The following is a 26,638-nucleotide window of genomic DNA, read 5'->3' on the forward strand; positions in this document are numbered from 1 at the left end:
CACGCGTGGGGGTTACCGCTCGGTGGAGGGTGTGAGTAGTCGTTCGAAGGCGGCGAGGTCGTCGGCGAGCGCGTGGAAGATGTACAGCGATACCGTGACTCCGCAGAGGCCGCCGACGCACAGGGCTATGACCGATCCGATGGCGGCGTGTTGTTGGGCTGCTGGCAGGAAGGCCAGTCCGGCGGCGGCGCCGAGGAGTGGGACGGTGGCCGCGGCGGTGAGGTAGGTGCGGTTGCGGCGGGCGAGGCGGTGTAGTCGGGTGCGGTCGTCGGGTGCGGTGTGGCCGCGTTCGAGCAGTCCGGGGTAGTACCAGCGCAGGACGTAGAAGGTGACGGGAAAGTAGGTGTAGGACACGGCGATCGCGGCGGCGACGAGGGTGGAGGCGATGAGGTTGGCCAGGACGCCGGGGGAGAGTTCGGCGAGGGTCAGGAGGCGGGCGAGGAGCAGGGTGAAGGTGGCCATCCAGCCGACGAAGGCGACCACGGCGATGCGGTCGCCGCAGGCGAGGGTGTCGGCGCGGGCTCGGGCGAGGGTGTCGTCGTCGTAGTGGCGGCCGCGGCGCAGTCCGTAGGGGATGTGGATGACGCGGCGACACCAGTAGAGCAGGACGGCGATTCCGGTGGGGTAGGCGATGAGGGCGAGTAGGTAGGCGAGGTCGACGAGCTGTTCGCGTTGGGTCGCGGTGAGGTCGTGGGCGAGGACGGTGGTGCTGTGGGCGTAGAAGTAGTAGGCGGCGAGCATTTGCCCGAGTGCGCTCGACAGTGTCACGACCGGCATGGGTTTCATGCGGAAGCGGGCGCGGAGGCTGCTGTCGGGGGGATCGACGAGGTCGCGGGCGGTGCGGTCGCGGGCGGTGTCGAGTTGGTGGGCGAATTCGTTGCCGGAGCGGAAGCGGGTGGCGGGGTCGGGGGATAGGCAGGTGAGTAGGGCATGGCGTAGTACGGGTGGGCAGTCGTGGGGTAGGTCGGCTTGGAAGCGGGCGTTGATGGGGTGGCGGCGTCGGGCGATCATGCGGTCGAGGGCGGTGCCGGTTTCGCCGTAGTGGGGTTCGTCGTCGAAGGGTGGTCGGCCGGTGAGGAGTTCCCACAGCACGACGGCGAGGGCGTAGAGGTCGCTGCGGGTGTCGAGGTCGGCGGGGTCGGCGCGGAGGTCGGGGTGGCAGGCCTGGAGCTGTTCGGGGGACATGTAGCGCAGGGAGCCGCCGAAGTAGGCGACGGGGCTGTGGCCGGGGAGTAGGCGGTTGAAGCTGATGCCGAAGTCGGCGAGTTTGGGTTGGCCGTCGGCGGTGAGCAGGATATTGGCGGGTTTGATGTCGCGGTGCAGGATGCCGGATTGGTCGGCGTGGTCGAGGGCGCGGGCGAGGCGGCTGCCGAGCCATGCGACGGTTTCGGGCCAGGTGAGGTTCTCGAGTTCGTCGCGGGTGGTCGATTCGTGCGGTTCGATGCGTCCGCCGAGGGCGGCGGCGGTGTCGACGGCGTCGAGGAGGAGTGCGCCGGAGCGGTTGTCGACGGGGACGCGGCGGACGAGGGCGAGGACGTTGTCGAGGGTGCCGCCGGGGATGTACTGCATGTACATCAGCCGCAGTCCGGTGTCGGCGAGTTGGCGTTGGTCGAAGATGCGCACGATGTGGTCGTGGTCGAGTTGGGCGAGGGTTTGGGATTCGCTGCTGTTGTCGCGGGAGACCTTGACCGCGACGTAGCGTTGCATGGCGTGTTGGCGGGCGAGGAAGACTTTGCCGAAGGCGCCTTCGCCGAGGGGGATGAGGAGATCGAATTCGTCGAGGGTGGTGCCGGCGGTGATGTCGTCGAGGGGGTCGCCGCCGCCGGGTTGGGTGAATACGGTGGTGGGGTCGTCGCTGCCCGCGACTTGTGTTGAGTCACTGGCTAGTTGATCGTTCGCGAGCATGTAGGTCACATCACGAATCGGTCGGGTTCGTTACAGATGGGGGTGGTGTGGTGTCAGCGGGGGAGGATGGCGTGCCAGCCGTTTCGGACGGAGGTGTGGCAGCGGTCGGGTGTGTCGCCGGCGCTGACGTAGCGCAGGTGGAACAGGCGTACTTGAATATCGCTACCGCGCTGGCCGGGATCGGCGGCTCGTTCGACGACGTCGCGAAACTGACCATCTATGTGGTGGATTGGACTCCGGACAAGATGGCACTGCTCGGTGAGGGCGTCACCCGGGCCGTCGCCAAGCTGGGTGTCGACCCGGTCAAGCCGATCACCCTGCTCGGTGTCGCGGCACTGGGTGAACCCGATCTGCTCGTCGAGGTCGAAGCCACCGCGGTCCTCGACGCCGCCTGATCGGTCGCCGGACGCGAGAGGTCGGTCGGGTTCGGATCTCGGTATGTGCGGGGTCGGATGCACGGCGGTGTCAGCGGCGGACCTGTCCCGCGGTCGCTCAGCCACGATTGCCGACGGCACCCCGCCGACAGCAATCGCGATCCTCACGTGCGTCAGCTCTGTCGGGCGCGTGTGGTCAATTCGACTGTCGCGGCGCGCAGTTCACCGATCGAATCGATGGGTGCGGCGTAGCCGACGCGGGTGACGGCCATCCCACGCGGGGTGGTGACCTTCAGGTCCAGGCCGTAGCGGTCGGCGCGTTCGCACAGGGCGCTGGTGGCGTCGGGGTATCCGCCGAACGCGTGCGCCATCGCCAGCAGGGCGTCGGCGTGATCGTCATTGAGGTGGCCGATCGCGCGCTGGGCGTTCGGGATCACCGGATCGGGTGCGGCAGCGCCGTATTCTGCGGCGGATGCCGAATCCATGCGTCCGTAGCCGCCGACCCAGCGCACCCGCTGTACCCGCAGCACCCACACGGTGAAGTCGCTGTAGTCGATGTAGTACTTCGCCGCCGGTACCGCCGCCAGATGCGCTTCCCGCGCGGCCGCGATCTCCGCGCCGCCGGGCTGTTCCGCGATCCCCGCGAGCGTCACCCGAGCGCCCGCCAGGGGATCGGCGGGTGCGTCCGGGGAGACAATGGCCAGGCTCGCGCGCGGATCGGTGAAAAGGTTGCGGCCGTGCTCGGCCATCCGCGACACGCACAGCACCGGTTGCCCGTCGAGCAACCCGTAGGTGACGAACGACGCCCACGGCGCACCATCACCGGTCAAGGTCGCCAGGGTGCCTGTATTCGTGGCGGCGGCAACGGTTCTGGCTTCCTCGGCCGCCGAGGGGCGCACCGCGTCGAGCACCGGAGTCAACGGCGGAGGAATCGAGGGCGCGTCACCGGGATCACCGTGATCGAGAGTCATGGGTGCAGGTTACCCGCGCCGAAGTCGTGGGACTGTCGGTCGTACGCGGGCAGCGGAGGGCGCGATAGTGTGCCGAGGGTGGGAACAAATGCGAGTGTGCGGATCTCTCGGCTACGGAGCCTGATCGAGCATCCGCGTACCGGGGACAGTGAACGGGCCGCGGCGCAACGCATGCTGGAGCGGCTGCTGGAGAAAATCTCCTACGCCGATCCGGTGGGGGACAGATCCTACGGTTCGCGCTACAGCCGCGTTGGCCGGCACGCGAGCCTCGACAGTGTCGCGGAAATGGTGCGCGCCGATATCGCGTTGGCGCGGGTGGTGTTCGCCAGTGCCGGGGCACCCGGTGAGGTGGCGTTGAGCAGTCCGATCGCCGACGCTCCGGCCGACATCACCTACACGGTCGAAACCCCGTACTTCGGCACCATTGTCATCAGTATCGACGGGATCCCCGAGGATTGGGGGTGGGTGTCGGAGTACGGTATCGAAACCGTCAGCCCGGCACTGCGTGCCCTGGTCGATGAGCTGACCGACATCATGAACGCCTACAACCACGACGGCTCCGATATCGACAAACGGTTCTTCGGGAAAGTCCGTGCCCGCGGTGAAACGCTGGTCTGGTAGCCGAGAACGGCACTCCGCGAACCAGCTCGCGGAGTGCCGTCAGCCTGTGATGACCGATCCGGGGACCGGTCATCTGTTCGGGATCAGGCCAGATCGAACCGATCGAGGGTCATCACCTTGGTCCAGGCAGCAACGAAATCGGTGACGAACTTGCCCTTGTTGTCGTCCTGGGCGTACACCTCGGCCAGTGCCCGCAGCTGCGAGTTCGAACCGAACACCAGATCGACCCGGCTGCCGGTCCACACCACCTCACCGGTGCGGCGGTCCTTGGCCTCGTAAATACCGTCATCGGTGGCCGACGGCACCCACTCGGTGCCCATATCGAGGAGGTTCACGAAGAAGTCGTTGGTCAGCGCCCCCGGGGTGGAGGTGAACACGCCGTGCCGGGACTGCTGATAGTTCGCACCGAGTACGCGCAGGCCACCCACCAGCACCGTCATCTCCGGGCCGGTCAGGGTCAGCAGGTTGGCGCGGTCGATCAGCTGGTACTCGGCGGGCAGCCGCTGACCCTTGCCGACATAGTTGCGGAAACCGTCGGCCCGCGGCTCGAGCGCGGCGAAGGACTCCACATCGGTCTGCTCCGCGGTGGCGTCGGTGCGACCGGGCACGAACGGCACCTCGACCTCGAAACCGGCGTCCGCGGCGGCCTTCTCGACCGCGAAGGACCCGGCCAGCACCACCAGATCGGCGAAGGACACCCTCTTGTTGCCCGACTGCGCGGAGTTGAACGACTCGGCGATACCTTCCAGGACGCGGATCACCTGCGCGAGCTCGTCGGGCTCATTGACCTCCCACCCGGCCTGGGGCTGCAACCGGATACGGCCACCATTGGCGCCACCGCGCTTATCGGAGCCACGGAACGACGACGCCGCCGCCCACGCGGTCGAGACCAGCTGCGCGACAGACAGATTCGAGTTCAGCAGGCGCGCCTTCAGGTCCGCGATATCGGCGGCGTCGATCAGCTCGTGATCGACGGCGGGCACCGGGTCCTGCCACAGCAGCACCTCGCTGGGGACCTCCGGGCCGAGATAGCGCACGATCGGACCCATATCGCGGTGGGTCAGCTTGTACCAGGCCTTGGCGAACTCGCGCGCCAACTCCTGCGGGTGGTCGAGCCAGCGGCGGGTGATCTCGGCGTAGATCGGATCGACCCGCATCGACAGGTCGGTGGTCAACATGACCGGGGTGTGGGTCTTGCCCGGTACATGCGCGTCCGGGACCGTCGCCGCGCCGTTCTTCGGAATGTACTGGTGGGCGCCGGCGGGAGACTTCGACAGCTCCCACTCGTGGCCGTACAGGGTTTCCAGGAAGCTGTTGTCCCAGGTGGTCGGCGTGGGCGTCCACGCACCCTCCAGACCGGAGGTGATGGCGTCCTTGCCGACGCCGGTACCGAAGCTGGACTTCCAGCCCAGGCCCTGCTCCTCGAGCGGGGCCGCCTCGGGTTCGGGGCCGACATGATCGGCCGGGCCCGCGCCGTGGGTCTTGCCGAAGGTGTGGCCGCCGACGATCAGCGCCGCGGTCTCCACGTCGTTCATCGCCATCCGGGCGAAGGTCTCGCGGATATCGGCGGCCGCGAGCTGCGGATCCGGATTACCGTTGGGGCCTTCGGGATTGACGTAGATCAGACCCATCTGCACCGCCGCGAGGGGGTTCTCCAGGTCGCGCACACCGCTGTAGCGTTCATCGCCGCCGAGCCAGGTCTGTTCCGGACCCCAGTAGACGTCCTCCTCCGGCTCCCACTGGTCGACGCGGCCGCCACCGAAACCGAAGGTCTCGAAGCCCATATCCTCGAGCGCCACATTGCCGGCGTAGACGATCAGGTCCGCCCACGACAGCTTGTTGCCGTACTTCGCCTTGACCGGCCACAGCAGGCGGCGCGCCTTGTCGAGGCTGGCATTGTCGGGCCAGCTGTTGAGGGGAGCGAAACGCTGCATACCCGCACCGGCGCCGCCACGACCGTCGCTGACACGGTAGGTGCCGGCCGCATGCCAGGCCATCCGGATGAAGAAGGGGCCGTAGTGGCCGTAGTCGGCGGGCCACCACTCCTGCGAGGTGGTCATCACCTCGGTGATATCGCGTTTGACCGCGGCCAGGTCGAGGGTCTTGAACTCCGCCGCGTAGTCGAAGTCCGGGCCGAAGGGGTTGGTCTCGGCCGGATTCTTCTGCAGGATCTTCAGATTGAGCTGGTTCGGCCACCAGTCGCGGTTGCTGCCGCCCTCGGTCGGGTGCTTGAGGCGACCGTGGGCGACGGGGCAGCCACCTGCGGCGGGTTCGGTATTGGCTTCACCGATCGGCGGATGTTCAACAGACACGGGGCAATTCCTTTCGGGGGAGTGAACGGGGCTGTGATCACGGCTGTGATCGTGAGGGTTCTGCTGTCGAGCACGCGGGGCACTGGCCCCAATAGATGACTTCGGCCTCGTCGAGCACGAATCCGTTGTCGTTGGACGCGATCAAGCACGGTGCGTCACCGACCGCGCAGTCGACATCGGTGATCACGCCACAGGAGCGGCACACGAGGTGGTGATGGTTGTCGCCGACCCGCGTCTCATACCGCGCCACCGACCCCATCGGTTGGATCCGTCGCAGCAGACCGGCTGCGGTGAGTACCCGCAGCACGTCGTATATGGCCTGATGGGAGACGGTGCCGAGGTTTTCGCGCACGCGAGTGAGGATGGTGTCGGTATCGGCGTGGGGCTGGTTGTGCACGACGGCCAAGACGGCCACCCGCGGAGCGGTCACACGCAGCGCCACCCCGCGCAGCATGCGCTCGAACTCGGCAGTAGTGGACACGTTCCGAAGTATGACTTATTCAAGTCTTTGGGCGACATACTTTGGGTAAACCTCTGTGGAACCCTCCGATTCGCGGCGCGCATGCATGACCGATCGGTTGGCGATTCACACAGGGGAGTGGCGGATTCACCCCCAACGCGCAACAAGCGGTTGCGCGTTTCGTATGCGTTGACTACCGTCACGTGCAACAAAACGTTGCGAATCAAGGAGTCGATATGGAACACGGCAGCATCGAACGCACCCTCTACATCGACGCCACCCCCGAGGTGGTCTACGAAGTCATCAGCAACCCCACCCACGTGAAGCAATGGTGGCCCGACGACGCCGACTTCGCATCCACGCCCGGCGCGGTCGGCGAACTCATCTGGGGGGACCGGACCACACCCGACGCCCAAATCGTCCCCCTCACCGTGGTCGACGCCCAACCACACACCCTGTTCTCCTTCCGCTGGATCCACCCCGCCGACGAACCCGCCGCCGCAGGCAACTCCCTGTTCGTCACCTTCGAACTCACCCCCTCCGGGGCAGGCACCACGGTCCGCATGACCGAAACCGGATTCCGCGAAATGGGTTGGGAAATCGCCGTTCTCGACAAGGAATACCACGAGCACATCGAAGGATGGGACCACTTCCTGCCGCAGCTGGGGGAGTACGCGCAGCGACTGGTCGCGCGCCGATGAACGGCCTAGTCGACGACGACCTCTGGTCCGCCATCGGCGACCCCACCCGCCGCCGCATGCTCGACCTCCTCCTCGCCGACGGTGCGGCCACCGCGACCAGCCTCAGTGATCGGCTACCGGTCACCCGGCAGGCCGTCTCCCGACACCTCGGCGTCCTGGACCGCGTCGGCCTGGTCCATGGCACCCCCGAGGGCCGCGAACGCCGCTACCGCGTCGACGACGCCCAACTCGCCCGCGCCGTCGCCCAACTCAACGCCGTCGGCTCCACCTGGGATGCCCGACTGCAGCGCATCAAGCGCATCGCCGAAGCCATCCAACGCGGCACCCAGCAGTAGCGACCGAAAGGACCACGACCATGGTGGACATCCTGCACAGAGTCGGCGTCGAATCCGCGACCGTCGACGACATCTACGCGGCCCTGACCACAATCGACGGCCTGGCCGGTTGGTGGGCCAGCAACACCACCGGCGACACCGATATCGGGGGAGTTATCCAATTCCGGTTCACCGCCGGCGGATTCGATATGAAGGTCACCGACCTGCGACCCGGACAGCGAGTGCGGTGGGAAGTGGTCGACGGACCCGAGGAATGGATCGGCACCGACGTGGTGTGGGACCTGAAACAGCAGGATGATTACGCGATCATCCTGTTCCAGCATCGCGGCTGGAAGGAGCCCGGCGAGTTCATGCACCACTGCAGCACCAAATGGGCGATCTACCTGATGAGCCTCAAGCAACTGGTCGAAACCGGAACGGGCGCACCGGACCCGCGTGACATCCAGATCAGCGATTGGCACTAGAGCGCCGGGGAGGGTGCGTCCGTGAGCCGTAGGGGCGTCCTCACCCCGAGGCTGGTAACCCGGCATCGTCGATTCGTGCGAATTCGGCCGATCGGCCGGAGTTGGCAGGCGTAGAGTTGGCAACCCCAGGGCGACAGGAGTTGACGATGTCCATACACGCCAGAGCTGCGATAGTCCGGACCGCTGTGATCTCTGTGGCCGTGGGTGCCGCCACGCTCTTCGGCGCGGCCGGTCAAGCATTCGCCGACGTCGAACCCGGCGCCTACACGTCCACGACGTGGTCGTCGGGCATCGTGCTCCTGCAACGCGACGCGCGCGTCGAGGGCGGGGAACTGGTCTTGATCGGGCGTTACCCCATTCATTCGACGCCCGACGGTGGTTACGTGGACCTATTTCCGGGCCACCGAGTGGTACTGATCAGCGACGGACAAGGCGGGTACCACGGCCCGGCGTTCTTCGGTGACGTGGTGATCGGCTCCATCACGCTGACGCCCCGCTGACCGATCGACCACCGATCTCTGTCTGATGGGGGGCGCGCTGATTATCCGATGCTGCCTCGCAGGTGCTGCCCGCAAGGTTTACTTGACATAGTGTAGATTATCGGCGGAATTACGGCGTGGGCTTTTCGGCGTTAATGTGTTGCGTGACATGCGCATTCGTGTGCATTCAGGCAATTCGCCCCGCCTGGATCCGGCTCGGCCGCACCCCTCGCCGTGACTGTTGTGTGTGCGCAATGTGACGTCGCCGCTGCTGCTGACGAAAGTTTTCGTGTAACCCTGGATTGATCGGAAAATTTCCGGATTTGGCGGATGGGTGGATCGGGGTCGATTCGGTGCCGCGTCGGCGGTTCCGGAATCGGGCATCCCACTCCCCTCGTCGCCCCGTTTCCCCACCTCATTTCGTCACAGTGACGTATTGAGGTGGGGTCGTTTGTCCTGGGAAATGCGCGCTGTGTGGCAGTCAGACGCTGAATCCGCGATTCGGTGCAGCGAATCGTCGTGCTCATTGGGGGTACCGGTAAGCAACTGTGCGAAAAACAACGAATATGGCGAAGGCGCAGTTCAGGCGGCGTCGTCGGGCTCGGGCGGGCGGCGATAGACCCCGGGCTTGATGAGGGCCGGTTGGGAGCGCGCGGTCCAGTAGCCGAGGATGCCGGTGACCTTGCCTGGTGTCATCGCTATGCCCAGGCGCGCGAGCCGGGCGAGCAGATCGTCGACCTCGAAGACCTCACCGGGTTCGATGACCTGACGTACTTGCTCGCGCGCAGGTGCAGCGCCATCGCGAGCATGGTCTCATCGACCACGGAGAACCCGCCGGTGGACTTGCCGCGCCCGCGGGCTGATTCGTGGCCTTCGAGGGTGCGGTCGATGATCACCTATGAAACATTGGCTACCCCGCACCCTCCCGCCGCCACGAGCGCGCTCGATAAGCGGCGTGACAGTGCGATTCCTGGCGTTCGACGCGGTCGCTTGGTCCGTCCTTTGCGGCGGCGAGCACCCGGGGTCAGCGCCGGTTCGAATCCCGAGGCCCCAGGGCATCTCTCCTTCTTCTGACGGAAATATTTCTCTTGTATCGTCAGGCGTATGGAATATCCCGTGCTCGGCACCGAACCGTTGGCGGTCGAATTGGCCAACACTCGCTACGAAGACGGCGGCGAGGTCGTGGACTTCCTGGCCTCGCCGGAGTCGATGACGGGGTGGTTCGCCGAACTGGACGCGGCGAGCTCGGCACGGGTTGTTCCGGCCCGTGATCTGAGCCGGTTGCGGGAGCTGCGCGATCACATCCACGCGGTGCTGGCCGCGCTCGCCGATGGCACGCATCCGGGTCAGGAATCCATCGAGGCGGTCAATGACTGTGCGGCTCAGGCGCATTCCTCGGTGCGGATGGACTGGCCTGCGGCCGGCGCACCGCGCTCGGTGAGCGATTCGTCGAGCACCGGCACAACCAGGCTGCTGGCCGAGTTGGCGTCGGAGACGATCACGCTCGCGACCGACGGCTCGTTACTGTCCAGATGCGCCGGCACCGATTGCCGGATGCTGTTCGTCCGCCAACACGGTCGGCGACGCTTCTGTCATTCCTCCTGCAGCCAGCGTGCCCGGCAAGCGCGTTATCAGCAGCGCCTCGCATCCCAATGGGTTGACGGCAAATTAGTTTGACGGCAAATATAGACTCTTAGCGTCACCATAATCGCAAGCCTGGGGAACCCATGACTTTCACCTTTCAGCGCCTGACACGGGCCGAATTTCCCCTGCTCGCCGGATGGCTGACCAATCCGCACGTCGCACGCTGGTGGAACCACGAAACGTCCCTGGAAGCCCTCGAACGCGATTTCGGCGCCGCCGCCGACGGCGCGGAACCCGCCGAGGATCTCCTGGCATTCCGAAACGGCAACCCGCTAGGCCTGATCCAGCGGTGCCGTCTGGTCGACTATCCGGAGTACCTGACCGAATTACAGACCCTCACAGAGGTGCCGCCCGAGGCGATGACGATCGATTACCTGATCGGCGAGCCCAGCGACACCAACCGCGGCGCGGGCACGGCGATGATTCGCGCCATGGTAGCCCAGACGTGGACCGACCACCGCGACACCGACACGATCGTGGTCGCCGTCAGCGCGGGCAACACAGCGTCCTGGCGGGCACTGGAACGCGCTGGATTCCAGCGGGTTTCGGCGGGATCGATGGATCCGGACAACCCCATCGACGACCCTCTGCATTACGTCTACCGGATCGACCGCCCGCAGCCGGCCCGGTAACGCACGACAGCATCAGGCCGCCACGGATTTCACGGCGAGCCAAGCGCTCAGCGGATGCAGTGCGTTTGTTGGCGGAAGGGACGACCCGGCCGGTCGTGGGTAATGCTCAGGGCTTGTAGTGCACATTCCATTCGACAGCCAGGGTGTGGCTATCGATTGCTCCGACAAACTCATCGATCGAGTTCGCTTGCAACAACGACGTTTCCCACCCTCCGTCGGCAGGCTGTGCCATGAGCGGGACCGGTGTGGAGTCTCCACGCCGAAGATCGAGCTCGTAGCTCGGCATGCTGCCAGTACTCGCGATGAGTGCGTTCCCGGGATGTAGGTCTCCGCCGTCCTTGCTCGCCTGCCCGGTGCGCGCTGTTGTTGTGCGGGGAATCCCACGTCGGTCTCCGCTACTGGGCCGGTTTGCTCGTCCGGAGCTTCCGGTGGCGTGGTGTTTGGCAGGCGTGTCGGTAGACGCCGGTGTGGTCGGCCGCCGCTCCCCCTGTTCGTGGCTCCCCCGCGCGCTCGATACGTCACAGTGACGTATGCCGGTGGAGCCCCTTGGACCCGGTGGCATCCGATGTGGATGCGGATCGGCGGTGACAGCACCGGTCTGATAGGTGTGGTCGATCAGTGCACGAGAGCGGGGAGTCAGTGAGTTCTGAGGTTTCGGTACGCGCTGGGCGGCCGGTGGCGTTTCTGGTGGTGGTGACGGTGTTGTCGCTGCCGTTCTATGTACTTGGCGCGTTCGCGCCGACAGTGCGGGTCGGTGCGGTAGCGGTGCCCGCGAGCGCGTTGATGTTCGTGGTGCCGGTGGGGGCGGCCGCGCTGCTGGTATACCGCGCGTGTGGGTGGGCCGCGGTCGCGGCGCTGCTGCGGCGGGCGGTGGATCGTCCGGCGGGGCGGGCGCGCTGGTATGTGATCGCGGCGCTGCTGCCGGTGGGTATCGGTGTGCTGGCGGTGTCGATCGCGGCGTTGTTCGAGCCGGTCGAGTTCGCGTCGGCGCTGCCGCTGTTGGCGCTGCCGGTGGTATTGGTGGCGATGCTGATTGCCGGGGCGGCCGAGGAACTGGGATGGACCGCCTACGCCACTGATCCGCTGCACCATCGATTCGGGGCGGTCGGTGCCGGGTTGATTCTCGGAATCTATTGGGGTGCATGGCATGTGATTCCGCTGCTGCAAGCCGGGCGGGAGTGGGGGTGGATCGCGGGCTGGTTCGTGGCGACGGTGGCCGCGCGGGTGGTCATCGTCGGATTGCACACTGTCACCGGCGGGGTGAGTGCGGCGATCATTGTGCACGCCATGATGAATGTGGTCGCCGGTGCTACTCCCGATAATGATCGGCCCGTTGTGCAGACCGTGACCGGGTTGCTGTTCACCGCGGTAGCGGTCGGGGGCGCGGTGTGGGGGCGGCGGATCCGCACCGCGCCGGACCAACTCCGCGAAACGGGCACGCGGGGTGGGGTCGAGGTTCTACCGTCGGGAAAAGTCCGGCGGAGTGGATCGAGAACTGTGATGGATCAACCCAGAACTTCCTGTGCGGCGTTTCAGCGGGTGGCCGGCATCGACCCGGATGCGGTGGCGGTGCGGTCGATCGGTGGGGCGCAGAGTTTGACGTGGCGGCAGTACGCCGATCAGGTGCGCGCGGTAGCGGGCGGATTGGCGGGGTTGGGGGTGGGGCGCGGGGATACGGTGGCGTTGATGATGGCCAATCGGGTCGAGTTCTATCCCCTCGAAGTGGGAGCCCAGCACACGGGAGCGACCTCGTTCTCGGTGTACAACACGCTGTCGGCCGAACAGTTGAACTATGTGTTCACCAATGCCGGGAATCGGGTGGTGATCTGCGAGGAACAGTATGTGGAGCGGGTGCGTGCGTCGGGGGTGCCGATCGACACCATCGTGTGCGTGGACGGGGCACCGGAGGGCACCATCGGCGTGCCGGAACTGACGGCGTCGGTGCGTGCGGACTTCGATTTCGACGCCACCTGGCGGGCCGTCGGTCCCGAGGACATCGTGACGTTGTGCTACACCTCTGGCACCACCGGCAATCCGAAGGGGGTCGAGATCACCCATGCCAGTCTCACTTTCGAATGTGAGGCCTACGAGTCGGTGATGTCGATCGAGTTCGGGGACCGCATCACCTCCTATCTGCCGACCGCGCATATGGCCGACCGGGTGACGGCGCTGTACCTGCAGCAGTACTTCGGTACCCAGATCACGGTGGTGCCCGATCGCACGTTGCTGCCGGCGGCGTTGGCCGATGTGCATCCCACCATTTGGGGTGCGGTGCCACGGGTGTGGGAGAAACTCAAAGCGGCGGTGGAGTTCTCGGTCGCCAACGAACCCGATGAGACCCGCAAGGCGGCGCTGACGTGGGCGTTGGGGGTGGCGGCGCGCAAGTCCGACGCGCAGTTGGCCGGTGTGCCGCTCGATGAGACCCAGGCGGCGGAATGGGTGAAAGCCGATGAGTTGGTGCTGTCGAAGCTGCGGGCGAAACTCGGGTTGGACCAATTGAAGTGGGCGTTGTCGGGGGCCGCGCCGATCCCGCCGGAGACTCTCGGGTTCTTCTTCGGGCTCGGGATCCCCATCTCCGAGGTGTGGGGTATGTCGGAATTGACCTGTGTTGCGTCGGTGAGCCCACCGCGGCAGGCGCGCTTGGGGACGGTCGGGAAATTGTTGCCCGGGTTGGAAGGTCGTGTCGCCGACGACGGTGAATTCCTGGTGCGTGGTCCCCTGGTGATGCGTGAATACCGGCAGGAGCCGGAGAAGACCGCCGATGCGCTCGACGGCGACGGATGGTTGCACACCGGCGATATCATCACCGTCGACGACGAGGGTTATCTGCGGGTGGTCGACCGTAAGAAGGAACTCATTATCAATGCCGACGGCAAGAATATGTCGCCGGCCAATATCGAGAACACCATCAAAGCCGCCACCCCGCTCATCGGTGCGTTGGCTGTGATCGGTGACAATCGTGCCTACACCACCGCCCTCATCGTTCTCGATGCCGAATCGGCGGGACCCTATGCGGCGCAACGTGGTTTGACCGATGCCTCGGCCGCGGCGCTCGCGACCGACAAGACGGTGATCGAGGACATCGCGCGCGGTGTCGCGGCGGGCAACACGAAACTGTCGCGAGTCGAGCAGGTCAAACGGTTCACCATTGTGCCGTCGTTCTGGGAACCCGGCGGCGACGAGATCACCTTGACCATGAAATTGCGGCGTAAGCCGATCGCGGAGAAGTACGCCGACGCCATCGAGGCCCTGTACTCCCCCACTCTTCCCGTGAATGTGCACGAGCCTGCCGCCGCGTCGGGGCCCGGTGTGGGGTAGGCCGAGGCGGGCTGCGCCGAGTGTGTGGGCCCCGCTCACCGCGAAGGATCAGAGCACCCTCGCCGCCATCAAGAACGTCATGTTCGCCGACGCGGTCACCGCCCTCACCAACCCCTGAGCGGGCGATGTCGGGAGCGGTGACGCGCCCCTACCGTGACGGTCGCGCCGACACCTGCCGTGTGGAGACGTGGTGGTCGCGCCGTCAGGCGGGGCTGGCGGCGCGTAGATGCGGCAGCAGGTGTTCGGCGACGGCGGCGGGTTGTTCCGCGTGCAGGAAGTGGCCGCAGTCGGGCAGTTGCGCGTGCGCTGCGCCCGCACGCTCGGACAGCACACGCTGCAAGGTCGCCGACATACAGCCATCACGCAGCCCGGCCACCGCCAGGGTCGGCAGCGGCGATTGCGGCGCGAGCAGGACGCGCAGGAAATCGCGGGTGGTGCGGCGGTGCACCGTGAACAGCGACCGGTAGTAGCGGGTCGCCGCCCACGCCATCATCGGATCGGTGAAAACGCGTGCGGTGGGCGCGAATTCGGTGTCGGTGAACTGCCAGCCGGGCGACCACCGCCGCCACAGCCGACGCACGAACGCGGCATCCTCGCGCACCAGCAGCCGCGGTGAGGCCCCCGACTGCATGACCGGAATGTAGGACGACATCAGTGTTTGGCGTGGTAGCAGCGGCAGCGACCGTGCCGCGAAGCCGCCACCGAAGGGTGGGATGGCCAGCAGTGTGAGTGAAAGCCACTGTCGCTGCTGCTGTTTCGCCAACACCATCGCGGCGAACGCACCCCAGTCGTGACCGACCAGGTGGGTGGGTGGGGCCCCGAGCTCGTCATGCCAGGCGGCGATATCGTCGCTGACCGCCAGCAGGTCGTAGCGTGCCGACCGGGCCGCCGACCCCGGGGTGTAGCCGCGCAACCACGGCGCGAGCACCTGATACCCGGCGTCGAGGAGCAGTGGCACCAGACCGTCCCAGCTGTGCGGGGTGTCGGGAAACCCGTGCAACAGCAGCACCAGCGGATTCTCCGGCGACCCGAACCGTCGCGCGGACAGTTCCAGCCCGTCGCGCCGCAGTGTGAGGGTTTCCTCCGGTGGGGATGTCATGAGCAGGCCTCTCGTAGTGCTATCGGCCGAGACAGCCACGGCCGGAGTATGTTTCGGCTGATACGTTCCAGGCATGCGATGTCGAGTGCAATACCTGTCCGTGATCGCGACCGCCGCGCTGTCGTGGGCGCTGGCGGGATGTAGTGGTGACGTGGACGGCACACCGTCGGCGGCGACGTCATCAGCGGCGGTGACGTCATCAGCGGCGGTGACGTCGGTGGCAGATGTCACCTCCCCCGCGGCAACCCCCACGCGGACAACAACTGCGACGTCCTCCGCCGCGCCGGTGGCCGGGGATCTGACCGCCACGACCTGCGCGCGATTCCTCGATCTCGATGAGGCGACCGGGAAGTCGACGCTGAAAGCCCTCGCTGGACAGCTCGGCTACCCGACCAAGGTCAACCCGAACAACTACTTCATCGTCCAAGCCCTGTGCAAGAACGATACGACCACGCTGGTCAAGGACTGGCTCGGCCGCGCCTAGGAAATCGCGGTCAGTGCCGTGCCGCCGAGGCACCGCCAGCACCCCCGCGGCACGTCCGTGACCCGCGGCCGCGGGGTGCTGGCGATCAGCGGCCGCGCCACACCGGTGGGCGCTTCTCGATGAATGCCCGCATCCCTTCCCCGGCGTCGGAGGAGGACAGGGCAGGTGCGGCGAGTTGGCCTTGGCGGGTGAAGGCTTCGGTGGTGGACCAGTCCGGGCTCTGGTCGATGATCTGTTTGGACGCCTGAATACTCAAGGGGGCGTTGACCGCGATGCGTTCGGCCAGCGCCAGTGCGGCGTCGAGGACGTGGCCGGGGGCGGCGACGTGGTTGACCAGGCCGAACTCGGCGGCGCGGGCGGCGGTGACGGGGTCGCCGGTCAATGCCATTTCCATGGCGATGGCGCGTGGGAGGCGTTGGGGCAGCCGCAGCACACCGCCGCCGACCGCGACCAGGCCGCGTTTGACCTCGGGGATGCCGAAGGTCGAATTCTCGGCGGCGACAATGAGATCGGCGCACAAGGCCAGTTCGCAACCGCCCGCCAGCGCGGGACCCTCGACGGCGGCGATCAACGGTTTGGTCGGGGGTTGGGCGACGATGCCGAGGATGCCGCGTTTCTCGGTGATGGGGACCTCGCCGCGCGCGGCGGCCTTGAGATCCATTCCGGCGCTGAAATAGCCGCCCGCGCCGGTGAGGATGGCGATGCGGGCATTGGTGTCGGCCTCGTAGGCGTCGAGGGCGCGTTCGATTCCCAGCGCGGTCGCCAGGTCGATGGCATTGCGGGCGTGCGGGCGGTTGATGGTGATGATGGTGATGTGGCCGCGCCGTTCCACCAGTACCGGTGCCGGTGGCGGGGTGGGCAGTGCGACAGGGGTGGTGTCGTCGACGGTGAAGCTGTCGCCGGAGACGGTGACCGGCAGGCCCAGCAGGTCACGGTCGGTCAACTCGGCGAGCAGGGCGGAGTCGGTGGCGCGCACCAGCACACGCGCGCCCTTGTCGGTGATCACACTGACGATCGCCGCCTCGGGCGCACCGCTGCGGTCATAGGGCAGGGTGTAGGCCTCCACCACCGCGGGACCGTCGTAGCCGGTGCGGGCCGGTCGTGCCGGCGGCAGGTCGATCACCGGTGTCAGATGCCGATAGCCGGTCTTCGGTGGGGTGGTCGAGTACACGCCGAGCGCGTGTTTGGTCAGGTACCAGCCCAAAGAGGTTGCCAGGCCATAGGTTCCGGGTTCGGCCCGCAATTTCTCCACCAGTGTGGCGACCGCGTGCCCGCCGTAATTGTTGCCGGGTCCGCCACCGAAGGTGAGGCCGCCGGTCACCGACAGCGGACGCTTCGGGTCATCGATCGGCAGGCCGAGTTCGCGGGCGGCGATCTGCACCGCCACCGGGAAGCACGCGTACAGGTCGACGTGGGTGAGCTCGTCCGCGCCGATCCCGGCGTGGTCGAGGGCCGCGGCACCGAGGGCGCGGATCGCCGGGGAGGCGGCCAGTTCGGCGCGTTCGCTGACGAACCATTCGTCGTGCCCGGACGCGCCCGTGTGCAGGAACACCCACTTCTCTTGGGGGATTCCGGCGGCCTGGGCGGTAGCGGCACTGCACATGATGATGCCGCTGGCCATATCGACCTGTAGGTTCGCGCATTCGAGTTTGGTGTACGGCGCGGAGATCATCCGATTGGTGTCGGTGACGGTCGCGATGTCCTCGGCGCTGAATTCCTGTCGCTGCCAGGCGTTCGGGTTGCGGGCGGCCACCGCCGACAGTCGCGACCACAGGGCCGCGACCGCGTGCGCGTGCTCGGTGACGGTGCGGCCCAGAGCGTGTCGGTTCGCCGATTCCAGCAGTGCGTACATATTGATCGGTGCGAGCAGCCCCGCCGTCGTCTCCGGCGTGTTGTTGGCGGCCCGGTCCACCCCGACCGTGCGGGTGGGCCGCACCCCGTCGCCCTGCACCGGCCAATCCACCTCGACCCCGGCTCGCTGGGCGGCCGCCTGGGTCGCGCCCGCTTCCGCGCCGGTCACCAACACCACGTCGTATTCGCCGGCGGCGATGGCCGCGGCGGCCTCATTGAGCACCAATTGTCCGCCGTCGCCACCGAAGGGGCTCGACTGCACCGTATCCACCTCGCCCGCACCGACCGCGGCGGCGACCAGCGCACCCAGATCCCGGTACTGCCACGAGGTGGACGCCACCGCGAACACCGCGTCCGCCCGCGCCAACAGCGTTTGCCCCGCACCGGTGTCGGCGGCGGCATCGCGCAGCGCCCGCACCGCCAGCTGCGCGGGATCGCGGAACTCCTGATCGGGGGTGCGTGCCACCACCTGACCCACACCCACCAGCACCGGTGTCGACCCGGCGACCATGACATCGGAGGCTTCATGGCGCACCGCCGCGCGCGGCGCCCGTGACCGATCCGGGGCCGCCGATGCCACCGCGGCGGGCAGCCCGGCCAACGACTCACTCAACGCCTCACCCAGGCTGCGTGCCACCGAACCGCCGAGGGGGCCCTCGATCGGTGACCCCGCCAGCCCGGCGTCGACGTACACCGTCGACCCGGACCCGGTGGGTGAGACGGTGATCCAGAACGCCAACCGCAATCCCTGCGGTCCGGTGCCGTGCATGTCGACACCGTCGGCGCGTACCTCGGTGACCGTCCACCGCAGATCCGCCGGGATACCCATGAACTCGGCCTGCTGGGTGTATTCGAGGCCCGGTTCGGCGCGGCCGGGGGCCTCGCCGCGCCAGCCCGCGTGGAACGACAACCAGTCCGGCATCCGACCCAGGTCGAGCAGATACGCCACCACCGTCTCGGCGGTCGCGTCCACGGTCTGCTGTGCGTGCGCGGTCCGCGCGAACGCCGCCAGACCCTCCGGTGGGGTGTGCTCCCCGAATTCGGGCACCGGTGCGGTCTGGGTGGACTTTCCGGTGAATCCGGCGATCAGCTCACGCACGATTCGCGGATCCTTGCGCACCGCGCCGAGTAAGTCACCTCCGGCACGAATCTGCTTGCGCACCATACGGAAACGGTCGAATCCGGGCACAGCCGTCACCGTCTACCTCCTCATCGAGGGTGAGAGAATCAGAGGCTCACCGTATCGCTATCTACGGTCCCGTGGGAGGGGGCGTCTGCAACAGGTTCTCCCGCACCTGGTCCGAGAGGTCCGATACCGCCACGCGACGGCAGCATTCGCCGCCCCACCCACGTGTCCGAATCGACCGACGGTGCCATGAGGTCCAAGACAGCGCCGCCTGGACAGCGTCGCGCGGTCCGAGCGGCAGCGCGAAATCGCGGCCGCGCACCCGAATGCCGAGCGCGCCTTGCGATATGTGACCCGCCGGACCGGCCTGCCGAGGCCGCACCTCGCTCCTGAGGCGGGCTGAGCGGTCGAGGTGCCGAGATTCGACGAGGGTTGCGCATGCCACAGAGAACGCGGCATCGAAGGCACGTGCCCTAAGGGATGCGGCCTCCGGGGCACAGGAACGCGCGAAACGTGCCAACGAGAGGTACCGAGGGTGGTGTCGCCGCGGCGGAACGTTTCGCGAATATCGCTGGCCGTGGCGAGACACTCCGCATTGTCGTCGCTGCGGCGCGCTCACTGTCAGGCACACAGCCCCGTGCACACTCCACCGACGATCGTTGGTGGGGCACCGAGTGGCGCGCAGGGCGCTGCGGGCGACGAACCGGGGCGGTGCGGCGAACCGGTGGCGGTCGGCTCACGCGCCGCGCCGTCACCGGTTCCCCCGCACGGCCGATCAGTGCTGGTGGTCGCCATCCTCATGCGGGTGGCCGTGGACGAGCTCTTCGGCGCTGGCGTCACGGATATCGACAACCTTGATCGCGAAGGTCAACCGCTGCCCGGCGAGTTCGTGATTGGCGTCGATGGTCACCTCGTCGCCGTCGACACCGGCGACGGTAATGATCTGCACGTCGCCGTCGGGAGCCTCGGCCTGTAACTGCATGCCCACCGTGAGGTCGTCGACGCCTTGAATGACCTCGCGGCTCACCGTGGTGAGCAGTTCGGGCAGGTATTCGCCGTACCCGTCCTCCGGCTCGACGACCACGCTGAGCTGGTCTCCGGCGGCCTTGCCCTCGAGGGCGTTCTCCAGGCCGGGAATGATGTTGCCCGCGCCGTGCAGGTAGACGAGCGGGTCGCCGGGGGCGGACTCGTCGAGCACCTCACCGGCGTCGTTGGTCAGGGTGTAGTCGATGGAGACGACCTCGTTGGCGGCGATCAGCATAGGCGCAACCCTTTCTCACAGGAATTCGGAAGATCTCGCGGCCGCCGTCACGGTAGGCGACACCCAGGACCCTAGTTCGATCGGCGCGCCCACGTTAGCGGAGGGCCGCCACGATCCGGGTGAACACCGCATCGACCGATCCCGTGCCGGAAACCAGACGCAGGCGTACCCGGCCCTGCGCGGCCCGGTCACGGTAGTGATCGAGCACCGGTGCGTGGAGCGATTCCAGCCGCTCGATACGCAGACGAAGGGTGTGGGGGTCTCCGGGATAGCCGGAGGTGACCAGCCGTTCGACGATCACGTCCACGGGTAGAGCCAACCCGACGATGGCGTCGAGTCGGGTATCGGACTCCGCCAGTCGCTGATCGAGCAGTACCGCCTGCTCGACGGTCGACGGCAGACCACCGAGGAGAAAACCCGCCGTCGTATCCGCCCGGGCGAGGCGGGCGGCGAGAATATCGGCCAACAGTGTGTCGTCGAGGGGTTCGCCCCGGTCGGCGGCCGCGGTGAACCGGCGGCCATGGGCGGTATCGGCGTCGACCTCCGCGCGGACCGCGTCACCGATGGTGATCACCGGCAGGCCCAGCTGCCGCGACAGCAGCCGCTGCTGGGTGGCGATCCCGCTCTGCGGGTGCCCGGACACGATTGCGCGCATAGTCGGCTCCAGCGATCGGTCCGGTGCGTCACGCACCGGCATGAGGAAAGCGTGGCACGGTGACCGCGCTCGCGTCGCGCCTCGGCGAAACTCGGTACCCCCGGGCACGGCACGATCGGTACCCCCGGACGCGGCGCGCAGGCGGTTCTCGGCGACTCGCCCCGACGCACCTGGACACCGACGCACCTGGACACCGACGCACCTGGACACCGAGGGTGCGAGATCCAGCCGCGGTGACTCGCCGACCGTGCCGGTGGGCCGCGACCCGCGGTGCGTGGCTGACCGGCGGGCCCGATATCCGCGCCGGCGACCTGCGGCGACCTGCGGCGACCTGCGGCGACCTGCGGCGACGTTCCCTCAACAGAAGCAACCGTTCGGTTACTATCGGGGTGCTCGACTCCGCGCGACCCTGCGCCGCGCCCGCATATGTCTCGAATCAGACTGCGGCACAGCGATATTCGTTCTCCCCTGCTCCGTTCATGAGGTACGACCGCGAAAGCGAGGCCCGTCATGCGTGTGGGATTCATCGGTACCGGCCGCATCGGCGGCAATCTGGCCCGGCTGCTGGTCGCGGGCGGCGATCACGTACTGCTCAGCGCCAGCCGCCTCGACGGGCCCAAACGGCTGGCCGACGAACTGGGCGACCACGCCACCGCCCTGTCGACCACCGATGTACTGGCCGCCACCAATGTGGTGGTGATCGCGGTGTGGTGGGAGGCCTTCCACGAGATCGCCCGCGATTACGGCCCCGCATTGCAGGGCAAGATCGTCATCGACCCCAGCAACCCGCTCACCGAACAGGGCGGTACGCCGGTGCCGTTGCCGGTGCCCGACGGTCTCACCAGCCCGCAGTATCAGTTGAGGCGGCTCGGGGACGTTCGCCTGGTGCGCACCTTCGGTGACCGCCTCGCCGCCGACCTGCTCGCCGACGGTCTGCGTGGCCAGGACAGCGGCGAGCACCCGGATATGCGCTATTGGAGCGACGACCCGGAAGCCGCCGCCACCGTCGTGCCCCTCATTCGCGACGCCGGTTTCCATCCTGTCGACGGCGGCGGCCTCGCGCAGTCGAAGAACGCCGGACAGTGATCGCGTGCGTGGCCAGTTCTAGAGGTTGATACCCAGCAGTGCGTCGACCGCGTCGCGGATCAGCCCCGACGCGGCACTGTCCGGGCCACCGTAGTTCATTGCCTGCTCCGCCCAACTATCCACGGCGGCAAGGGCTTTCGGGGTGTCGAGGTCGTCGGCGAGGTGTTGGCGCAGCCGGGCGACGGTATCGGTGGCGGCGGGACCGGACGTCAGCGCGGCCGCGGCCCGCCAGCGGTCGAGGCGGGCGAGGGCGTCGGCGAGTACCTGATCGGACCATTCGCGGTCCTGGCGGTAGTGCCCGGCGAACAGGCCCAGCCGGATCGCCGCCGGATCGGTGCCCGAGCGGCGCAGCGTGGAGACGAAAACCAGATTGCCGCGCGATTTCGACATCTTCTCGCCGTCGAGGCCGATCAGTCCGGCGTGCACGTAGTGCCGCGCGAAACGGCGTCCCGCGACCAGGGCTTCGGCGTGCGCGGCGGAGTATTCGTGGTGCGGGTAGATGAGGTCGGAGCCGCCGCCCTGGATATCGAATTCGCTGCCGATGCGGTTGAGTGCGATCGCCGCGCACTCGATATGCCAGCCGGGCCGCCCCGCGCCGAAGGGCGCGGGCCACGACGGCTCGTCCGCGCGTGCGGCCCGCCAGATCAGCGGATCGATCGGGTCGCGTTTCCCGGGCCGGTCGGGATCGCCGCCGCGTTCGGCGAAGAACCGCTCCATGGTGGCGCGGTCGTAGCCGGATTCGTAGCCGAACTGCTCGGTGGCGTCGTGGCGGAAGTAGATATCGGGGTACTGCCGATCGTCGACGGTATAGGCCGCGCCGGAGGCGAGGAGTTTGTCGACCATCTCCACGACCTCCTGCACCGATTCGATGGCGCCGATGTAGTGGGCGGGCGGTACCACCCGCAGCGCCGCCATATCCTCGCGGAACAGGTCGATCTCGCGGGTGCCCAGCTCCTGCCAGTCGATTCCGTCGCGGCGGGCGCGTTCGAAGAGCGGATCGTCGACATCGGTGACGTTCTGCACGAAGCGCACGTCGTGGCCCGCGTCGCGCAAGAGCCGGTTCACCAGATCGAAGGTGAGGTAGGTGGCGGCGTGCCCGAGGTGGGTGGCGTCGTAGGGGGTGATGCCGCAGACGTACATGGTGGCGGTTTTCCCGGGGGTGACCGGGCGCACCTGCCGGTCGGCGGTATCGAACAAACGCAACGCCGGTCCGGATCCGGGAACGGTCGGGACAGCGATATCGGACCAGGACTGCATGATTCGAGGGTAAAGGGACGACCGGCCCCCGCCCGCGCCGCCCCCGCTCAGTGAGAGCGGCGACACGCGTGGTGACGTGCGCCGACCTGCGACGTGGCCGCCATCGCGCACACGTCAACCATTGCAATCATGATTCTTGCAACGTTTTCACCCCGCGGCACGGCCCCCCCGCACCGGGTGGTAGCGGCCGGTCCCGGAATTCGGGCCCCGCGAACGGATCGAGCGGTCAGAACGCGGGCCACGGAATCGGGCGCGTGGAGTGCGGCATCGGCAGCACCGGATCGGCCAGCAACTCCCGCGCGCGGGCCTCGAGGGCCTCGATCTCGGTATCGGTGATCAACTCCGCGAGCCGATCGCCCAGCTCCCCGGGCAGCGCCTTCACGAAAAGGGTGATGTCGGTGAGTAGTTCCTCCTCGATCGGTTCCCCCGCCCACCCCCACAGCACGGTCCGCAATTTGGGTTCGCTGTGCAGGCAGATCCCGTGATCGACCCCGTAGACCCGGCCATCGACCCCGTCGAGGGCGTGCCCGCCCTTGCGGTCGGCATTGTTGAGCAGCACATCGAGCACCGCCATGCGGCGCAGTCGCGGATCGTCGGCGTGGATCAGTGACACCCGCCGCCCCGACCCGTCGAGTGCGCGCAGCACCTCACGGAAGCCGTCGGGTATCGCGCCGACCGCGCACAGATCCACCAGATCCGGGCGACCACCCGCGGGTTCGATAGTGTCGATCCACCGCTGCACCATGCCCGGCCCCAGCGGGCCGTCCCGCAGCACGGTTTCCGGGATCAGCCCCCACCCCAATGCCTGCGATACCTGATAGGACGCGACTTCCCGGCCCGCGAGGGTGCCGTCCGGGAAATCCCACAGCGGCCGTTCCCCGCGCACCGGTTTGTAGACCACGCGCACCCCGTCGCCCTCGCACACCAGCGTCACATTGCTGGCCGTGGTCACCTGCCCGACCACCTCGAGGTCGGCGGTGCGCAGCGGGTCGCGCGACATGGGGCTCAGTCCTCGATCTCGGTGGCGCCGAAGATCTCGCCGCGTTTGTAGCCGTTGGTGCGCACACACATATGCCCGGTGGGTGAGAGCGGTTCCCCGCACAGTGGGCACGGCGGGCGGCCCGCCGCGATCACCCGGGTGGTGCGTAGCGCGAATTCGCGTGCCTGGATGGGGGTGAGGAAGACCCGCACCGCGTCGGGCCCCTCCTCGGTGTCATCGGCCAACACCACCGATTCGTCGACCTCGGTTTCGGTGATGGCCAACAGTTCCACCACCACCGCGCCCGCGTCGGCGTCCCAGCCCAAACCCATGGTGCCGACCCGGAATTCGGCGTCGATGGGTGTGACCAGGGGTGCCGTATCGGCGACATCGTCGGCCTGCGGTGGCACCGGCGTGCCGAAGCGGCGCGCGACTTCGTCCAACAGCAGACCCATCCGATCGGCCAACACCTTCACCTGCTGCTTTTCCAGCAGCACGCTGACGACCCGCGGTTCCTGCACGGCTTGCAGGTAGAAGGCGCGGTCGCCCGGCTCGCCGACAGTGCCGGCGACGAATCGATCGGGGGTGCGGAAAATATGGATTGCTCGGGACAATCTGCACCTCCTGACTGCACTACCCGGAATGAGAACTACTCAGTATGAGAATCGGGGTGTTCGACACCCTCATTATCCGTACTCACGGTGTTGCCCGTTTCCCCGCCGGGAACCGGCCCCGATCTGGCGGCCGGGTCGCGGGGTGGGGCGAGGGTGGACAGGTCCGACCCCGTGTCGTTGACCCGCCAGACGAACGGTGCGGTCGGGGTGTAGCGGACCACGCTGATCGACGCGGGTTCGACGACGATGCGCTGGAACAGGTCCAGATGCATGCCGTAGGCGTCGGCGATGACGGATTTGATGATGTCGCCGTGGGTGCACGCCACCCACAACACCTCGCCGCCGTGTTTGCGTGCCAGCGCGGCGTCGTGTTCGCGCAGAGCGGACACGACACGGAATTGCACCTGCGCCAAGCCTTCTCCGCCCGGGAACACCGCCGCCGAGGCGTGCCGCTGCACGACCTTCCACAGCGGTTCGCTGATCAGTTCACCCAGGGGTCGTCCGGTCCAGTCGCCGTAATCGACTTCCAGGAGCCGTTCATCGGGTTCGACGTCGATACCGAGCTTGTCTGCCAGCGGGGCGACCGTGCGTTGGCAGCGCAGCAGCGGTGAGCACACGATGTGCTCGATGGGCAGTGAACCCAATCGCTGTACGAGGGCCTGGGCCTGTTCGCGGCCGCGGTCGGTCAGATCGATACCCGCGCTGCGGCCGGCCAGCGTATGGGCGACATTCGACGTGGACACGCCGTGCCGCAACAGGATCACTGTCACCGGGCCAGCCTACTGGCTGGCCGGTATTCGCAACGGCAGTGTGGATTCGCGTGCGTGGCCGATACCCTCGACACGATCATGTCGCCGAGATGACGCCGCCGGCCAGCAACCCCATCACGGTGAGACCGAGAATGATGCGGTAGCCGACGAACCAGTTGAGGGAGTGGTTGGTGACGAAGCGCAGCAGCCATGCCACCGAGGCGTATCCCGCGCCGAAGGCGATAAGGGTCGCGACCAGCAATTGCGGTCCCGACGCGTTGAGGCCCGCGCCCGCCGGTTCGAACGCGTCGGGCAGGCTGAACAGCCCCGAGGCCAGCACCGCGGGGATCGCGAGCAGGAACGAGAACCGCACGGCCGCCTCCCGGGTCAATCCGAGGAACAGGCCGGCGGTGGAGGTGGCACCCGAGCGCGACACGCCCGGAATCAGCGCCAGGCATTGCGCGAAACCCATGATCAGACCGTCGCGGGTGGTCAACTGCTCGATGGGACGTTGTTTCTTGCCGTAGTACTCACCGGCGGCGATCACGAACGCGAACGCGATCAACATGAACGACACCAGCCACAGATTCCGCGCGCCCGTACGGATCTCATCCCGGAAAAGGAATCCGATGGCACCGATGGGGATGGTGGCGATGATCACGTACCAGCCGATGCGGTAATCGAGGTCGCGCTGCGCATCGGGGTCCAGGCCGTAGCGGGGATGTTCGACCTCGCTGTAGACGGGCAACTGGGTGGTGGGCTGATCGTGCAGTGGCACCGTTTGGCGCTGCTTCTGGGTGAGCTGGGCCCACACGGTGGTGAACCAGGCCACCAGGATCCGCCCGATGTCCTTGGCGAAATAGACGAGAACCGCGGCCTCGGTACCCAACTGGGTGACCGCGGTGAACGACGCGCCCGCGTCGTCACCGAAGAAGACCGACGACACGATCCGCAGATGCCCCGACGACGAGATCGGCAGAAACTCCGTCACGCCCTGCACGAGTCCCAGCACCACCGCCTGCAGCCACGTCATCGACTCGCCCACGCACCACTCCTGTCCACATCGAATCGTCTGCTCGCGGTGGACAATTCACCCACCGACGGCGGTCGTCGCCGGTGGGCGCGCCGCGATACCGCAGCGACCCTACCCGCACGTCGCCGGAGCCGACCACCGGTGCGGCCCAACGGTGCGTGCGGCGGTTCGACGGCGCGGCCTATCCGGGTGCAAAGCATATGTGCGCCTAGGCTGACCCCTGTGACA

General features: G+C 67.3%; 25 protein-coding genes and 1 pseudogene. 12 read left to right on the forward strand and 14 right to left on the reverse strand.

Annotation, left to right across the window (positions count from 1 at the left end; translation table 11 throughout):
- Positions 1-12: 12 nt before the first annotated feature.
- A complete protein-coding gene (locus NU1_RS30200) occupies positions 13-1,905 on the reverse strand; it encodes a serine/threonine-protein kinase (protein ID WP_084521949.1) in 1,893 nt (630 codons plus the stop codon).
- 71 nt (positions 1,906-1,976) lie between these two features.
- Between NU1_RS30200 and NU1_RS30205 the strand changes: the two genes are divergently transcribed.
- A complete protein-coding gene (locus NU1_RS30205; protein WP_245720382.1) occupies positions 1,977-2,300 on the forward strand; it encodes a RidA family protein in 324 nt (107 codons plus the stop codon).
- A gap of 152 nt (positions 2,301-2,452) precedes the next feature.
- Here NU1_RS30205 and NU1_RS30210 read toward each other — a convergent pair whose 3' ends face one another.
- Positions 2,453-3,250 carry a HugZ family pyridoxamine 5'-phosphate oxidase gene (locus NU1_RS30210; protein ID WP_067526867.1) on the reverse strand — a complete coding sequence of 266 codons (798 nt, stop codon included), beginning with the start codon at positions 3,248-3,250 and terminating at the stop codon, positions 2,453-2,455.
- A gap of 78 nt (positions 3,251-3,328) precedes the next feature.
- Between NU1_RS30210 and NU1_RS30215 the strand changes: the two genes are divergently transcribed.
- Positions 3,329-3,871 (forward strand): hypothetical protein, encoded by a 543-nt coding sequence (locus NU1_RS30215; RefSeq protein WP_067526868.1) that lies wholly within the window; start codon positions 3,329-3,331, stop codon positions 3,869-3,871.
- An 83-nt stretch (positions 3,872-3,954) separates the two neighbouring features.
- On the opposite strand, the gene katG is transcribed toward NU1_RS30215, so the two are convergent.
- A complete protein-coding gene (gene katG / locus NU1_RS30220) occupies positions 3,955-6,183 on the reverse strand; it encodes a catalase/peroxidase HPI (protein ID WP_067526869.1) in 2,229 nt (742 codons plus the stop codon).
- Between the two features lie 37 nt (positions 6,184-6,220).
- Positions 6,221-6,637 carry a Fur family transcriptional regulator gene (locus tag NU1_RS30225; RefSeq protein ID WP_212761284.1) on the reverse strand — a complete coding sequence of 139 codons (417 nt, stop codon included), beginning with the start codon at positions 6,635-6,637 and terminating at the stop codon, positions 6,221-6,223.
- Between the two features lie 242 nt (positions 6,638-6,879).
- Here NU1_RS30225 and NU1_RS30230 point away from each other — a divergent pair, with 242 nt between their 5' ends.
- The 4 genes from NU1_RS30230 (at position 6,880) to NU1_RS30245 (ending at position 8,643) form a co-directional block, all read left to right on the forward strand.
- On the forward strand, positions 6,880-7,344 hold the full coding sequence (locus NU1_RS30230) for an SRPBCC domain-containing protein (RefSeq protein ID WP_067526871.1): 465 nt from the start codon (positions 6,880-6,882) through the stop codon (positions 7,342-7,344).
- The gene (locus tag NU1_RS30235) at positions 7,341-7,679 is read left to right on the forward strand and encodes an ArsR/SmtB family transcription factor (protein WP_067526872.1); all 339 of its coding nucleotides are present in this window, start codon (positions 7,341-7,343) and stop codon (positions 7,677-7,679) included. Before NU1_RS30230 ends, NU1_RS30235 begins: the two co-directional genes overlap by 4 nt.
- A gap of 20 nt (positions 7,680-7,699) precedes the next feature.
- Complete coding sequence (locus NU1_RS30240; protein ID WP_157553242.1) at positions 7,700-8,143, forward strand: SRPBCC family protein; 444 nt, start codon at positions 7,700-7,702, stop codon at positions 8,141-8,143.
- Positions 8,144-8,328: 185 nt separating this feature from the next.
- Positions 8,329-8,643: a hypothetical protein gene (locus NU1_RS30245; protein ID WP_307645217.1), complete on the forward strand. Its 315-nt coding sequence runs from the start codon at positions 8,329-8,331 to the stop codon at positions 8,641-8,643.
- Between the two features lie 677 nt (positions 8,644-9,320).
- Here NU1_RS30245 and NU1_RS42855 read toward each other — a convergent pair.
- Positions 9,321-9,518, reverse strand: a complete 198-nt coding sequence (locus NU1_RS42855) for a hypothetical protein (protein ID WP_067526873.1) — start codon at positions 9,516-9,518, stop codon at positions 9,321-9,323.
- 220 nt (positions 9,519-9,738) lie between these two features.
- On the opposite strand from NU1_RS42855, the gene NU1_RS30255 reads away from it, so the two are divergent.
- The 4 genes and pseudogenes from NU1_RS30255 (at position 9,739) to fadD11 (ending at position 14,216) form a co-directional block, all read left to right on the forward strand.
- Positions 9,739-10,299 (forward strand): CGNR zinc finger domain-containing protein, encoded by a 561-nt coding sequence (locus NU1_RS30255; RefSeq protein WP_169815171.1) that lies wholly within the window; start codon positions 9,739-9,741, stop codon positions 10,297-10,299.
- A gap of 50 nt (positions 10,300-10,349) precedes the next feature.
- Positions 10,350-10,898, forward strand: a complete 549-nt coding sequence (locus NU1_RS30260) for a GNAT family N-acetyltransferase (protein ID WP_067526875.1) — start codon at positions 10,350-10,352, stop codon at positions 10,896-10,898.
- A 783-nt stretch (positions 10,899-11,681) separates the two neighbouring features.
- Positions 11,682-12,188, forward strand: a pseudogene (locus NU1_RS43880) (CPBP family glutamic-type intramembrane protease); the annotation flags it as partial.
- A gap of 210 nt (positions 12,189-12,398) precedes the next feature.
- Entirely contained in the window at positions 12,399-14,216 is a 1,818-nt protein-coding gene (fadD11, locus tag NU1_RS30270) for a fatty acid--CoA ligase FadD11 (protein WP_067526960.1), read from the forward strand.
- Between the two features lie 202 nt (positions 14,217-14,418).
- Here the strand turns inward: fadD11 and NU1_RS30275 are convergent, their stop codons facing one another.
- Positions 14,419-15,315: an alpha/beta fold hydrolase gene (locus NU1_RS30275; protein ID WP_067526961.1), complete on the reverse strand. Its 897-nt coding sequence runs from the start codon at positions 15,313-15,315 to the stop codon at positions 14,419-14,421.
- Positions 15,316-15,388: 73 nt separating this feature from the next.
- Here NU1_RS30275 and NU1_RS41915 point away from each other — a divergent pair, with 73 nt between their 5' ends.
- A complete protein-coding gene (locus NU1_RS41915) occupies positions 15,389-15,799 on the forward strand; it encodes a hypothetical protein (RefSeq protein ID WP_157553246.1) in 411 nt (136 codons plus the stop codon).
- Positions 15,800-15,884: 85 nt separating this feature from the next.
- Here NU1_RS41915 and NU1_RS30285 read toward each other — a convergent pair whose 3' ends face one another.
- From NU1_RS30285 to NU1_RS30295, 3 genes are all read right to left on the reverse strand, one after another.
- The gene (locus tag NU1_RS30285; protein WP_245720383.1) at positions 15,885-18,848 is read right to left on the reverse strand and encodes a type II toxin-antitoxin system Rv0910 family toxin; all 2,964 of its coding nucleotides are present in this window, start codon (positions 18,846-18,848) and stop codon (positions 15,885-15,887) included.
- A 703-nt stretch (positions 18,849-19,551) separates the two neighbouring features.
- Positions 19,552-20,037, reverse strand: a complete 486-nt coding sequence (locus tag NU1_RS30290; RefSeq protein ID WP_067526878.1) for an FKBP-type peptidyl-prolyl cis-trans isomerase — start codon at positions 20,035-20,037, stop codon at positions 19,552-19,554.
- Between the two features lie 94 nt (positions 20,038-20,131).
- Complete coding sequence (locus NU1_RS30295) at positions 20,132-20,692, reverse strand: adenylate kinase family protein (RefSeq protein WP_067526879.1); 561 nt, start codon at positions 20,690-20,692, stop codon at positions 20,132-20,134.
- A gap of 510 nt (positions 20,693-21,202) precedes the next feature.
- Here NU1_RS30295 and NU1_RS30300 point away from each other — a divergent pair.
- A complete protein-coding gene (locus tag NU1_RS30300) occupies positions 21,203-21,778 on the forward strand; it encodes an NADPH-dependent F420 reductase (RefSeq protein ID WP_067526880.1) in 576 nt (191 codons plus the stop codon).
- An 18-nt stretch (positions 21,779-21,796) separates the two neighbouring features.
- On the opposite strand, the gene mshC is transcribed toward NU1_RS30300, so the two are convergent.
- The 5 genes from mshC to NU1_RS30325 form a co-directional block, all read right to left on the reverse strand.
- Positions 21,797-23,035 (reverse strand): cysteine--1-D-myo-inosityl 2-amino-2-deoxy-alpha-D-glucopyranoside ligase, encoded by a 1,239-nt coding sequence (gene mshC / locus NU1_RS30305; protein WP_067526881.1) that lies wholly within the window; start codon positions 23,033-23,035, stop codon positions 21,797-21,799.
- Between the two features lie 226 nt (positions 23,036-23,261).
- Positions 23,262-24,035, reverse strand: coding sequence for an SCO1664 family protein (locus tag NU1_RS30310; RefSeq protein WP_067526882.1), 774 nt, complete (start codon positions 24,033-24,035; stop codon positions 23,262-23,264).
- A 5-nt stretch (positions 24,036-24,040) separates the two neighbouring features.
- Positions 24,041-24,628 (reverse strand): DUF3090 domain-containing protein, encoded by a 588-nt coding sequence (locus NU1_RS30315; protein WP_067526883.1) that lies wholly within the window; start codon positions 24,626-24,628, stop codon positions 24,041-24,043.
- A 35-nt stretch (positions 24,629-24,663) separates the two neighbouring features.
- The gene (locus NU1_RS30320; RefSeq protein WP_067526884.1) at positions 24,664-25,398 is read right to left on the reverse strand and encodes a histidine phosphatase family protein; all 735 of its coding nucleotides are present in this window, start codon (positions 25,396-25,398) and stop codon (positions 24,664-24,666) included.
- Positions 25,399-25,474: 76 nt separating this feature from the next.
- Positions 25,475-26,422: an undecaprenyl-diphosphate phosphatase gene (locus NU1_RS30325; RefSeq protein WP_067526885.1), complete on the reverse strand. Its 948-nt coding sequence runs from the start codon at positions 26,420-26,422 to the stop codon at positions 25,475-25,477.
- Between the last annotated feature and the right edge of the window lie 216 nt (positions 26,423-26,638).

The sequence above is a fragment of the Nocardia uniformis NBRC 13702 genome, assembly GCF_001613345.1.
Taxonomy (GTDB): domain Bacteria; phylum Actinomycetota; class Actinomycetes; order Mycobacteriales; family Mycobacteriaceae; genus Nocardia; species Nocardia uniformis.

Coding starts and splice junctions, on each gene's coding strand:
- NU1_RS30200 (WP_084521949.1), bottom strand. CDS start 1,905: ATGCTCGCGAACGATCAACTAGCCAGTGACTCAACACAAGTCGCGGGC.
- NU1_RS30210 (WP_067526867.1), bottom strand. CDS start 3,250: ATGACTCTCGATCACGGTGATCCCGGTGACGCGCCCTCGATTCCTCCG.
- NU1_RS30225 (WP_212761284.1), bottom strand. CDS start 6,637: ATGCTGCGCGGGGTGGCGCTGCGTGTGACCGCTCCGCGGGTGGCCGTC.
- NU1_RS30230 (WP_067526871.1), top strand. CDS start 6,880: ATGGAACACGGCAGCATCGAACGCACCCTCTACATCGACGCCACCCCC.
- NU1_RS30235 (WP_067526872.1), top strand. CDS start 7,341: ATGAACGGCCTAGTCGACGACGACCTCTGGTCCGCCATCGGCGACCCC.
- NU1_RS30240 (WP_157553242.1), top strand. CDS start 7,700: ATGGTGGACATCCTGCACAGAGTCGGCGTCGAATCCGCGACCGTCGAC.
- NU1_RS30260 (WP_067526875.1), top strand. CDS start 10,350: ATGACTTTCACCTTTCAGCGCCTGACACGGGCCGAATTTCCCCTGCTC.
- fadD11 (WP_067526960.1), top strand. CDS start 12,399: ATGGATCAACCCAGAACTTCCTGTGCGGCGTTTCAGCGGGTGGCCGGC.
- NU1_RS30275 (WP_067526961.1), bottom strand. CDS start 15,315: ATGACATCCCCACCGGAGGAAACCCTCACACTGCGGCGCGACGGGCTG.
- NU1_RS41915 (WP_157553246.1), top strand. CDS start 15,389: ATGCGATGTCGAGTGCAATACCTGTCCGTGATCGCGACCGCCGCGCTG.
- NU1_RS30290 (WP_067526878.1), bottom strand. CDS start 20,037: ATGCTGATCGCCGCCAACGAGGTCGTCTCCATCGACTACACCCTGACC.
- NU1_RS30295 (WP_067526879.1), bottom strand. CDS start 20,692: ATGCGCGCAATCGTGTCCGGGCACCCGCAGAGCGGGATCGCCACCCAG.
- NU1_RS30300 (WP_067526880.1), top strand. CDS start 21,203: ATGCGTGTGGGATTCATCGGTACCGGCCGCATCGGCGGCAATCTGGCC.
- mshC (WP_067526881.1), bottom strand. CDS start 23,035: ATGCAGTCCTGGTCCGATATCGCTGTCCCGACCGTTCCCGGATCCGGA.
- NU1_RS30310 (WP_067526882.1), bottom strand. CDS start 24,035: ATGTCGCGCGACCCGCTGCGCACCGCCGACCTCGAGGTGGTCGGGCAG.